At 63.5% G+C, this 10,189-nt stretch carries 12 protein-coding genes; 6 read left to right on the top strand and 6 right to left on the bottom strand.

Annotated elements, in window-relative coordinates:
• On the bottom strand, positions 1 to 571 hold a 571-nt coding region (locus EOA33_RS12880), incomplete at its 3' end, for a M20/M25/M40 family metallo-hydrolase (protein WP_127405794.1).
• A gap of 92 nt (positions 572 to 663) precedes the next feature.
• Positions 664 to 1,017 carry a hypothetical protein gene (locus EOA33_RS12885; RefSeq protein ID WP_245482326.1) on the bottom strand — a complete coding sequence of 118 codons (354 nt, stop codon included), beginning with the start codon at positions 1,015 to 1,017 and terminating at the stop codon, positions 664 to 666.
• A 371-nt stretch (positions 1,018 to 1,388) separates the two neighbouring features.
• Between EOA33_RS12885 and EOA33_RS12890 the strand changes: the two genes are divergently transcribed.
• From EOA33_RS12890 to EOA33_RS12905, 4 genes are all read left to right on the top strand, one after another.
• On the top strand, positions 1,389 to 2,249 hold the full coding sequence (locus EOA33_RS12890; protein ID WP_126056098.1) for a xanthine dehydrogenase family protein subunit M: 861 nt from the start codon (positions 1,389 to 1,391) through the stop codon (positions 2,247 to 2,249).
• Positions 2,249 to 2,725 carry a (2Fe-2S)-binding protein gene (locus tag EOA33_RS12895; protein ID WP_126056097.1) on the top strand — a complete coding sequence of 159 codons (477 nt, stop codon included), beginning with the start codon at positions 2,249 to 2,251 and terminating at the stop codon, positions 2,723 to 2,725. The genes EOA33_RS12890 and EOA33_RS12895 overlap by 1 nt, the downstream gene beginning before the upstream one ends.
• Before the next feature lies 1 nt (position 2,726).
• Positions 2,727 to 4,991 carry a xanthine dehydrogenase family protein molybdopterin-binding subunit gene (locus tag EOA33_RS12900; protein ID WP_127405795.1) on the top strand — a complete coding sequence of 755 codons (2,265 nt, stop codon included), beginning with the start codon at positions 2,727 to 2,729 and terminating at the stop codon, positions 4,989 to 4,991.
• Positions 4,992 to 5,056: 65 nt separating this feature from the next.
• Entirely contained in the window at positions 5,057 to 5,302 is a 246-nt protein-coding gene (locus EOA33_RS12905; protein ID WP_127399912.1) for a MoaD/ThiS family protein, read from the top strand.
• A gap of 127 nt (positions 5,303 to 5,429) precedes the next feature.
• Here the strand turns inward: EOA33_RS12905 and EOA33_RS12910 are convergent, their stop codons facing one another.
• The 4 genes from EOA33_RS12910 to EOA33_RS12925 all read right to left on the bottom strand — a co-directional run bounded on the left by EOA33_RS12910 (position 5,430) and on the right by EOA33_RS12925 (position 8,459).
• Complete coding sequence (locus EOA33_RS12910) at positions 5,430 to 5,933, bottom strand: hypothetical protein (RefSeq protein WP_127405796.1); 504 nt, start codon at positions 5,931 to 5,933, stop codon at positions 5,430 to 5,432.
• 216 nt (positions 5,934 to 6,149) lie between these two features.
• A complete protein-coding gene (locus EOA33_RS12915) occupies positions 6,150 to 6,425 on the bottom strand; it encodes a helix-turn-helix domain-containing protein (RefSeq protein WP_348628235.1) in 276 nt (91 codons plus the stop codon).
• 448 nt (positions 6,426 to 6,873) lie between these two features.
• Positions 6,874 to 7,332, bottom strand: a complete 459-nt coding sequence (locus EOA33_RS12920) for a DOPA 4,5-dioxygenase family protein (protein WP_126059199.1) — start codon at positions 7,330 to 7,332, stop codon at positions 6,874 to 6,876.
• A 146-nt stretch (positions 7,333 to 7,478) separates the two neighbouring features.
• Positions 7,479 to 8,459 (bottom strand): EamA family transporter, encoded by a 981-nt coding sequence (locus tag EOA33_RS12925; RefSeq protein ID WP_189375328.1) that lies wholly within the window; start codon positions 8,457 to 8,459, stop codon positions 7,479 to 7,481.
• Between the two features lie 310 nt (positions 8,460 to 8,769).
• Here EOA33_RS12925 and EOA33_RS12930 point away from each other — a divergent pair, with 310 nt between their 5' ends.
• Positions 8,770 to 9,129 carry a hypothetical protein gene (locus EOA33_RS12930; RefSeq protein ID WP_126056094.1) on the top strand — a complete coding sequence of 120 codons (360 nt, stop codon included), beginning with the start codon at positions 8,770 to 8,772 and terminating at the stop codon, positions 9,127 to 9,129.
• Between the two features lie 132 nt (positions 9,130 to 9,261).
• A complete protein-coding gene (locus EOA33_RS12935) occupies positions 9,262 to 10,116 on the top strand; it encodes an alpha-1,2-fucosyltransferase (protein ID WP_190234268.1) in 855 nt (284 codons plus the stop codon).
• The last annotated feature ends 73 nt before the right edge of the window (positions 10,117 to 10,189 follow it).

Below are 10,189 nucleotides of genomic sequence, written 5' to 3' on the forward strand. Positions count from 1 at the left end.
GTCTTGCCCTAACGATGCGCATGCCGCGCGAGGCGCAGTTGACCACGCCGCTCTTCAGCCGCACCTCGCCGAACGGCACGCCGGGCAGATTGTGCAGCGAGAAGGCGAAATCCGGGGTGATCTCGCTGAAGCGCGGATCGGCGACGACGCCGGCCGCGCCATTACCGGTTTCTTCCGCCGGCTGGAACATCAGAACGACGCGGCCGCTAGCCGGCCGCTCACGCCCGAGCTGACGGCCGAGCGCGGCCAGGATCGCGGTGTGCCCGTCATGGCCGCACATATGCGACTTGCCCGGCACCTGCGAGGCATGCGGCACGCCGGAGAGTTCCTCGATCGGCAACGCGTCGAGTTCCGAGCGGAACAGTACGGTCGGGCCGGCTCGGCCGCTGTCGTAGACCGCCGCAACGCCGTGCCCGCCCAGTCCGGTGAGCACTCTGTCCGGCCCCGTATCGGCGAGGAAGGAAACGACTTCCGTTGCCGTTTTCTCCTCCTCATTCGAAATCTCCGGCTGCCGGTGCAGCTTGCGCCGCCACGCGGTCAGCTCGACAATATCCTGATTGGTCAGGGTCATGCTTCTTGGCCTCCGATGACGACTTGCTAGCCACAAATGGCCGTGCCCGCCACGGTCCAGGTTCCGGGCTCGGGCGGGCCAGGCCACCGGCCCTACTTCACGCGGTTGGGGCACAGCGCCTTGAACTGCTCCAGCGTATAGTCGTAGCCGGAAGCGCCGGAGCCATCGAGCACCACATTGTCATCAATCGATGTGATCAGATAGTCCGTCGTCACATCGGTGCCCTTGTTGCGGCCCTGGAACAGCATGCTGGCGCCATAGAAGGTGGTGAACTTGCCGGTCTTGCAGTTGGCGGTGATCTCGAAGTGCAGAGGCGACTTCATTTCCGCGTCGATGCAATCCTTGGAGAAATCGTGGCCATATTCGCGGCAGTAGGCGCCCGCCTTCTGCCTGTCGTGTTTAGCCAGGATGCTGGCGTGCGTGGAGCCGATGCCCGTCTTTTTCACGATGGTAAGTTCCATTTCCCACCCTGGCGCCGTAGTAAATCGTACTCGCCTGCGCTGCTGTCGCGAGGATCAAGGCGGTGAGGACAACCAAAAGATGTCGCATGGAAACTTCTCCCTTGACCGGAGAGGTTTCACGCGAGCGATCGTCGGGTCAAGCCCCTGCGGCGGTTCATCGTTTCGCGGCAACGCCGAGCCGCTTACCCTTTGTTTGACGCAATTCCGGGCGGCCGACGGTCAGCCGAACCGGCGTGCGCCGGTGGGACTGCATTTTGCCTCGCCTTGGCCCAATCGCCACCGATGCGGAAGAGGATGGCCATTATGAGGAGACCCTTTATAACGGTCGACAAGATTGCGATAACCATGAGGAGACGATGCGCTACATACGTCCGCATTCAATCGAAGATGCCGTTGGCCAATTGGCCGGGTCGGCCGGCACGGCCGCCATCCTCGCCGGAGGCAGCGACCTGCTGGTGAGGATGAAGGGCGGCTTCATCGAACCCGACCTGATCGTCGACATCAAGGCCATTGAGGGCCTGAGCGAGATCCGCGAAACCGCAGAAGGCTTCAGCATCGGAGCCGCCGTCCCCTGCGCCGTGCTGGGCGAGAGCGCTTCCTTGAAGAAGGCGTGGCCGGGCGTCGTCGAGGCGGCGAAGCTGATCGGCTCCAAGCAGGTGCAGGGACGCTGCACCATCGTCGGCAATCTCTGCAATGCCTCGCCGGCCGCCGACAGCGTGCCGGCGCTGGTAGCCGCCGGCGCCAGGGCAGTCGTTGCCGGATCTTCGGGCAAGCGCACGATTGCCGTGGAGGCGGTGCCGACCGGTCCGGGCCGGACCTCGCTCGCCAAGGGCGAGATCATCGAGGCGATCCTGCTCGACAAACGTGCGCCGCATTCGGGCGATGCCTATCTGCGCTTCATTCCGCGCACCGAGATGGACATCGCCGTGGTCAGCGCCGGCGTGAACCTGACGCTCGACGAGCAGGGCGTGGTCAAGGCGGCCCGCGTGGCGCTGGGTGCCGCGGCGCCGACGGTGCTGCTGGTGGACGAGGCCGCCGAGGCCCTCATCGGCAGGACGCTCGACGAAGCAGCGCTCGAGCGGCTGGCCAAGGTCTGCTCCGGCGCCTGCCGTCCCATCGACGACAAGCGGGGCACCATCGAGTTCAGACGGAAAGTTGCGGGTGTGCTGGCCAGGAGAGCCGCCACGACCGCCTATCAGCGCGCAGGAGGCAAGTGATGGCCGGTGTAGCAGTCTCAACGACAATCAACGGCGATCACGTCGAATATCTTTGCCAGCCGGACGAGACCCTGCTCGACGTGCTGCGCGACCGGCTCGGGCTGACCGGCGCCAAGGAAGGCTGCGGCACCGGCGACTGCGGCGCCTGCAGCATCATCCTCGACGACCGGCTGGTCTGCTCCTGCCTGGTGCTTGGCGCCGAGGCTGAAGGCCGGCGCGTCGAGACCGTCGAGGGCATGGCGCATGGCGAGAAACTGCATCCGCTGCAGCAGAAATTCCTCGAGCACGCCGCGCTTCAGTGCGGAATCTGCACGCCGGGTTTTTTGATCGCGGCGAAGGACCTTTTGGCAAAGAACCCCGACCCGACCGAGGAGGAAATCCGCTTCGGCCTCGCCGGAAACCTCTGCCGCTGCACCGGCTATGACAAGATCGTGCGCGCCGTCCAGGACGCGGCGAACGTGATGAAGGGAGCCTGAGATGAATTTCGATCCGCGGTACTCGGGACGCAATTTCTCTTCCGTCGGCACGCGCCCTATTCGCCCCGACGGCGTCGACAAGGTGACCGGCCGCGCCCGCTATGGCGCCGACTTCAACATGGCCGGCCAGCTGGTCGGGCGCGTGCTGCGCAGCCCACACGCCCATGCGATCATCAGGAAGATCGACACCTCGAAGGCCGAAAAACTCGCCGGCGTGAAGGCGGTGGTCACCGCGGCCGACCTGCCAGACCTTACCGATGGCGATACCGCTATGTACGACATCCTCGACAATTGCATGGCGCGCACCAAGTCGCTCTATGACGGCCATGCGGTGGCCGCGGTCGCCGCCGTCGATGCCCGCACCGCCAGGCAGGCGCTGAAGCTGATCGAGGTCGACTACGAGGTGTTGCCGCATGTGACCGATGTCGACGAGGCGATGAAGCACACCGCACCGCTCGTCAACGACGCCACCTTCACCGAGGGCCTCGAGGAAAAGCCGGCAAAGCCGTCCAACGTCACCAAGCGCAGCCAGTTTGGCCATGGCGACGTCCATCAGGGTTTCGGCCAGGCCGACTTCATCGTCGAGCGCTCGTTCAAGACCGAGCAGACGCACCAGGGCTATATCGAGCCGCATGCCTGCGTGGCGAGCGTCAGCACCGACGGCACAGCCGAGCTGTGGGTCTGCACGCAGGGCCACTTCGTCTACCGCCAGCACTGCGCGCAACTGCTTGGCATCGAAGCCTCGAAGCTGCGCGTCACCTCCTCCGAGATCGGCGGCGGCTTCGGCGGCAAGACCCATGTCTGGGCCGAACCGGTGGCGCTGGCGCTGTCGCGCAAGGCCGGACGGCCGGTGAAGCTGGTGATGACCCGCGACGAGGTGTTCCGCGCCTCGGGCCCGACCAGCGCCACCTCGATCGACGTCAAGATCGGCGCCCGCAAGGACGGCACCATCACCGCCGCCGAAGCGACGCTGCGCTACACGAGCGGCCCCTATGCCGGGACGTGGGCCGAGATCGGCGCCATGACCGCCTTCGCCTGCTACAAGCTTGAGAACGTCAAGACCGTCGGCTACGAAGTACTGGTCAACCGGCCGAAGACCGCCGCCTATCGCGCGCCCTCGGCACCCATGGCGGCCTTCGCGGTGGAAAGCGCCGTCGATGAGCTGGCCAAGGAGATCGGCATCGACCCGGTCGACTTCCGCATCAAGAATGCGGCTCAGGAAGGGACACGCTCCTCCTACGGCCCGGTCTACGGCCCGATCGGCATCGGCCCGACACTGGAGGCGGCGAAGAACCATCCGCACATGAAGGCGCCGTTGGCGAAGAACCAGGGCAGGGGCATGGCCTGCGGCTTCTGGTTCAACTTCGGCGGCCAGACCTGCACCGACCTGAACATCGGCATGGACGGCTCGGTCTCGCTGGCCGTCGGCACGGTCGACGTCGGTGGTTCACGGGCCTCGTTGTCACTGGTGGCGGCGGAGGAGCTCGGCATCGACTATTCGCAAGTCAAGGCGATCGTCGCCGACACGTCCTCCCTCGGTTACAACGACATGACCGACGGCAGCCGCGGCACCTTCTCCTCCTCCATGGCGACCATCTCGGCCGCCCGCAACGCGATCAAGATCCTGCGCGAGCGCGCCGCGCAGATGTGGGACATCTCGGTCGATGACGTCGCCTGGGAACAGGGCCACGCGGTCGCCAAGGGCGAGAAGCACGGCAATCTCGGCACACTGTCGCTGAAGGAGATCGCCGCCGATTCCGGCAAGACCGGCGGACCGATCGCCGGCCACAGCGAGCTGGTCGCCGACGGCGCCGGCGTGTCCTTCGCCACCCATATCTGCGACATCGAGGTCGATCCCGACACCGGCGCCACCAGGGTGATCCGCTACACCGTGGTGCAGGATGCCGGCAAGGCGGTGCACCCGACCTATGTCGAGGGCCAGTACCAGGGTGGTGCCGCGCAAGGCATCGGCTGGGCGCTCAACGAGGAGTATATCTACGGCAAGGACGGGCGCCTGCAGAACCCCGGCTTTCTCGACTACCGCATCCCGGTTTGCTCGGACCTGCCGATGATCGACACGCAGATCCTTGAGATCCCCAACCCCAACCACCCCTATGGGGTACGCGGCGTCGGCGAGACCTCGATCGTGCCGCCGCTGGCGGCGATCGCCAATGCGGTCTCGAACGCCGCCGGCGTGCGCATGACGCACATCCCGATGTCGCCGCCGCGGATCCTGGCGGCGATCGAGGCGGAACGGGAAGGCTAGAGCAATGCCGAAAAGCGCTAAGCGGTTTTCGACTTACGCCACGGTCCAATGAGGTTCTGGCGCTGATGGTCGAAGTGACGCTCTGGGGATCGCTTGGCGCGCTCGCCGGAGGCCAGAGTAAGGTCGAGGTCGAGGCCAAGGACATCAGGGAGCTGTTCCGGAAACTTTCGGAACAGTATCCCGCCTTCGAGCCGCTGATCGATCGCGGCATCGCTGTCGCGATCGACGGCACGATCTATCGGGATACGTGGTCGAAGGAATTGCCTGAGGGGGCGGAGATTTTTCTGCTGCCAAGACTGGCGGGGGGATAGGCCGGCAGCCGACCGCCCCCGCATGGCCAGTCGATCCGGCTCGCCACGAGGCCTTGCTCCTGCTTTCACAGATTTCGCGCGAGTTAGATCCGGTGCTGGTCGTCGCCTCGACCCAGCTTTCACGTCCCTATAGGCCCGCAAGGGCCTGAGCGGTAAGCAGCCGAGCGACCAAACGGTACTGCTCTACGAGGAAATCCTCATTGGTGAACCACTCGGCATAGGGCGCCATGCGAACGCCCTGCGCTTCAGCATCCTTGATTTGGCTGGCGCCGGCGAACATGAGCCGTTTGCCGTCCGATGAACGAACCATCTCAGCGCTGACGGTCATCGCAATGCCTCGCCCATCGCCGACTGGTACGCTCAATGCGTTGTAGACATTGATCTTCAGCTTGGCGGAGGCGCCCGATGCCGCGTCTGTTACGCGATATCCCTTGCTAATAAGGTCTTCCTTCGCCTGACTCTCGATGAGCTCGCGGAGATTTGTGCGCGTGTCCACGATCTCTTGAAGACGAGAAGTAGCCTCTGATACCGTGGCGGGCACTTTCCCAGAACTTGCATTTGCCTCACTTGAATTTGGCGCAAAGACAGAGGCTTTCGACATCTGCACAGGCTCCACGTAGACGGAGCCCATGGAGGCCTTGCTCTGCGGGTCAATGGAGGACGAGACGCAAGCGGTAAGAGCAACCGCTGCAAAGACAACAAGACTGCGGCGAAGCACTGGAATCTCCAAATTTTCAAAGTCGATTCGCCATACTACGGAACCGGCAATTCGGGGAGTACCGCACACGTTGCGACAAACTGGTCGTTTAGCGCGGACTGCGATCCGGACCGATCGGAACTGCGAGCCTCAGCGATAATTTTGGTGCTTTGGGCCCGACGCTTGTGGTGTCACTGACAAGTCGCCTGCGGCGCAGCGCAGGCCGCCCCGTCTGCCGTGAGCGAGCGCGCGAACAGAATTTGGAGCCTCTCCAAAATGCTCGCGGAAGGTTTTTGAAAAATGCGAAGGAGACTCAAAGCCGCAGGCAACGGCGATCTCCAGGATCCGCAGTTCGGTCGAATCCGGCAGCTGCGGCGAAGCGCCCTCTTCGGTAGCTCGCGACAACTTTCGCCGGCGTCCACTCAAGGCCGCGCCATGCGATCCAAAGCAAGACGGCTTGACCGGCGAAGCCGACGACGATCGAAGTAACAGCTATCCCCGAGATGATATCGGAATCCATGTTCGCGAGCCCCCGCTTCGCTTAATTTACGAGTTGAAGTATTGGCCTGACTCACGTGTGAGTCGAGGGCCAACATCTATCTCAAATGGACTAAGCCGAAAGGGGTATATTGAGACCGGCGAAGCAGTCTAAAGAAATTCCAGAAAGCGCAGCGGCTTTTCGTCCGGAATTGCGTCAAGACAAATGCGCAAAACGGGTCGGCGATTCCGCCAAGAGCTGCAAGGCTGTAGCCAAGCGTGCTACGATTGCGCCTGCTGCGTCTTGATGATGCGACGTCGCCAGCTTAAGCGCCAAGCCAACCAGCCCGGCGATCCTGTTCAACCAGGACCTGCCCTCTGTCGGACTGACGCCGCCCTAGGCCCCCAGCGTCGGCTCCGTATTCACCTCCAGTGCCTCCTCCGCCTCATCTTCGTCCCCAAGCACCTCGCCGTTCACACCCAGCGGCCGGCCGATCCAGATCGGGTCGATCAGATGGTCGCGCTTGGGGTTGGTGGTGTTGGGGTGGATGAGAATGCTCAGGCCGCCGTGGTTCAACATCAGCCATGGCACCAGCGTAGCAAAGAGCGCGTTGGCGAACGAGACCTGGTACATCGCCTGCTGATGCGGGCCGACCGGCTCGTCGCGCCAGTTGCCGAGGCGCACGCGGAAACGTTCTGCGATGCGAAGCCGCAGCCATTCGGCATGCTGCCGCTCAGGCTGCCCGGCGTAGTAGATATGGGCGTGATAGCTGGCGATCTCCGCGAGTGTTCTTGGACTGGCTTTTTCGTTCACCGGATGCTCCCCTTCGATTGATGTCGCGCCCCATCGCCGCATCATATCGATGACGCAGGGATTGTGGAATCTCCGGCCGCTCGAAGGGTCGCAAATGGCGGCGCCCGCTCCGTCTCGGCTTCGCCGAGCCAGCCCGCTCCCGAAGGGGCCAGGAGCCTAAGCTTATCGAAGCGCAATTGCGGACGGCTTCATGCTTTTCCCGGGATGGGCTTGACCACCGTGGCGAGCACGATGCCGGCCACGATGAAGGCAGCACCAACCAGGTCGTAGTCATGCAGGTTCTCGCCGAGCAGCAGATAGGCCAGTATCGCGACGAACACCGTCTGCAGGTAGAGCAGCATGCTCGCGCGGCTGGCGCCGAGCGTCTCCACGCTTCGGTTGTAGAGATAGTACATCAGCGCGCCGCCCGGACCCGCCAGATAGGCGAGCGCGAGCAGACCATTGATGGTCATTGCCGAGCGTTCGTCGTTGAACAGTTCCCACAGATGGAAGGGCAGGGCGACCAGCGCGCCGGCGCCAAGCAGCAGAACCACCAGCGGTAGCAGCTCGAGGCCGAATTTGGAACGGCGCAGCAGCACGGTGTAGAGACCCCAGCAGAACGCGCTGCCGACGATCCACAATTCGCCGGGATTGAACCGGAGCTGAAGCAGCGCCGTCAGGTTGCCGTGCGCGACGATGACCATCATCCCGGCAAGCGCCGCCAGCGCGCCGAGCGACTTCCAGAGCCCGAGCGGCTCGCCAAGCACAAAACGGGCGAGCACCATCGTCATGACCGGCGACAGCGCCATGATGATGCCGGCCGTTGTGGCGTCGGTGTCGTTGAGGCCGTGGTAGATCATGCCCTGGCAAAGCGTCAGGCCGATCGCGCCGACGACGACGATCTCCACCGCGCGGGTTTTGAGCAGCGTGATCATCGCGCCGTGATGGCGGTGCACGATCGGCAGCAGGATGGCTGAGGCGAGCGCAAGCCGCCAGAAGCAGAGGCCCCAGGGCGGCATTTCCGGCGCCACCCATTTGGCCGCGATGTAGACGCCGGCCGAAAGTAGCCAGCACAGCACGGCGGCCGGATAGCCGGTCAAGGACGATAGAGTCGGGGAGGATCCGGTCGAGGAGGATATCGTCCCGACGGCGGGCTGATCTCCTGGATGGGATATCGGTATTGCCAGCATGCCATGTCTCCCGTTGAAGAAACGTCAGCCAAAGCCGGCAATATATCACTGCCTTTGAATGTTACATCTCACAAGAATAGTCATGCGTAGGAGGCGCAATCTTTCCAGGCCCGAGCCGCCGGTAATGTCGCGCCCAGCCTGCCGGCAATGCGCGCCCAGCCCGATCACGATGCTCGCTTATCTCAGCCGCAAGTTCTGAGCCGGGCGACCAACGACGATAACCCTGTTTCTCGCTGCCTCGTCCAAGCCCGCGCCTTGTGGAAGCAAGCGATCTGTGGTTTCTCCGCGATGCTTTAGGAAAGGCTTGTGGATGAGAATTGCAGTGCTTGTCGTGCTGGCGGCGACTTTGGCCGGGTGTGTGACCTCTCCGGTCGACTATGAAACGTCGCTTTCGCAGCAGGACCCGAAATGGGCGTCGCCGGAATGCCAGAAAGCCCGCATGGATGCCTCGAACTACGCCGCTCGCGAAAAGGAGCACCCCGGCTGGGGCTTCGGCGTCCTGCTTGGCCCGTACAGCATGGGGCTGGTGGCGGCCATCAAGGAGCACGAGCAGAAGCAGCGAAAGCTGTTCGCCCGCGAGGTGCACTTGAACTGCTCGAGCCTGCCGCTGCCGAAGGACCTGGAGAGCGATTCCCGGGACGCGATCGCAGTTCAGACAAAATATCCCTAGACTGCACTGGGCCCCGATACGCGACGACAAGCACGGCTTGCGTATCAGACGATCCTCACGCGATTATTCCAGCGCACAATGCCGGGATCGCGATCGACAGGCTCGATCCGGTGCCGGCTTCAAGGGGGTTCGATGCGGCGTGTACCGATCGTCATGCGGCCGCTTGGCGGCATGGGAAACAGGATGTTCCAGTACATGTTCAGCCATGTGCTGGCCGGGCGCATTCCCGGCGGCTATGTCTGCAACGCCGATCTGCCGGAATGGTCCATCGCCAAGCTGCGGCCGCCTCTTGTGTGGAGATACCGGGCGCTTCGGGTAGAAGGCTATCATCGCTACGATCTCGACACGATCGCTGCCGCGTTCCGTGAGAAACGCGCGCGGAGCATCCTGTTCAAGGGCTTCGCACAGAGGTTGGGCTATTACGATCGAATGGAGGTTTCCGGGTTTTTCGACGAGCGTGCAGTCGATGCGCCGACCTATGGCGACGAATTCCTCGTCATCCATGTGCGGGCCGGCGATATACTCGACGGCTCCCACCGCAACTACTGCCCGATGCCGTTCGCCTTCTTCGAGACCCTTAGCCGGGACAGTGGCCGCAAGCCGGTCTTCGTCGGCCAGGTCCATGACGACAATGATTATTGCCGGCGCCTGCGCCAGCGCTTTCCCGATGCCGCCTTCGCGCCGAAGGCATCGCCGTTGACTGATTTCGAGACGCTGCGCCGGGCAAGCCATGTCGTCGCGTCGGTAGGCAGCTTTGCCTGGCTGGCCTGCTGGCTGTCGTCGGCGCGCACGATCCACCTGCCGGTGGCCGGCATCCTGGATCCGGCGATCAGGCCGGACATCGACCTGCTTCCGCCTGGCGACGCACGCTACCGCTTTCATAAGTTGGACATCGGCGACTGGACAGCGTCCGCCGAGCAGCTCGCGGCCTTCTATGGCGATGCGATCAAGTTTCGGCAGATCGAACTTCGGCAATTGGCACGATGAAAGAGTTGCGATGAGATTTCCGCTTTCGGTCGACAGGCCCGTGATCTGCGCGATCATGAAGCTGGAGCAACCC

The organism is Mesorhizobium sp. M4A.F.Ca.ET.050.02.1.1, from assembly GCF_003997725.1.
Lineage (GTDB): Bacteria > Pseudomonadota > Alphaproteobacteria > Rhizobiales > Rhizobiaceae > Mesorhizobium.

Excerpts from the sequence above, each read along its gene's own strand:
- EOA33_RS12890 (WP_126056098.1), top strand. The coding sequence starts at position 1,389 with ATGCGCTACATACGTCCGCATTCAATCGAAGATGCCGTTGGCCAATTG.
- EOA33_RS12895 (WP_126056097.1), top strand. The coding sequence starts at position 2,249 with ATGGCCGGTGTAGCAGTCTCAACGACAATCAACGGCGATCACGTCGAA.
- EOA33_RS12900 (WP_127405795.1), top strand. The coding sequence starts at position 2,727 with ATGAATTTCGATCCGCGGTACTCGGGACGCAATTTCTCTTCCGTCGGC.
- EOA33_RS12905 (WP_127399912.1), top strand. The coding sequence starts at position 5,057 with ATGGTCGAAGTGACGCTCTGGGGATCGCTTGGCGCGCTCGCCGGAGGC.
- EOA33_RS12910 (WP_127405796.1), bottom strand. The coding sequence starts at position 5,933 with ATGGGCTCCGTCTACGTGGAGCCTGTGCAGATGTCGAAAGCCTCTGTC.
- EOA33_RS12920 (WP_126059199.1), bottom strand. The coding sequence starts at position 7,332 with ATGCGGCGATGGGGCGCGACATCAATCGAAGGGGAGCATCCGGTGAAC.
- EOA33_RS12925 (WP_189375328.1), bottom strand. The coding sequence starts at position 8,459 with ATGCTGGCAATACCGATATCCCATCCAGGAGATCAGCCCGCCGTCGGG.
- EOA33_RS12930 (WP_126056094.1), top strand. The coding sequence starts at position 8,770 with ATGAGAATTGCAGTGCTTGTCGTGCTGGCGGCGACTTTGGCCGGGTGT.
- EOA33_RS12935 (WP_190234268.1), top strand. The coding sequence starts at position 9,262 with ATGCGGCGTGTACCGATCGTCATGCGGCCGCTTGGCGGCATGGGAAAC.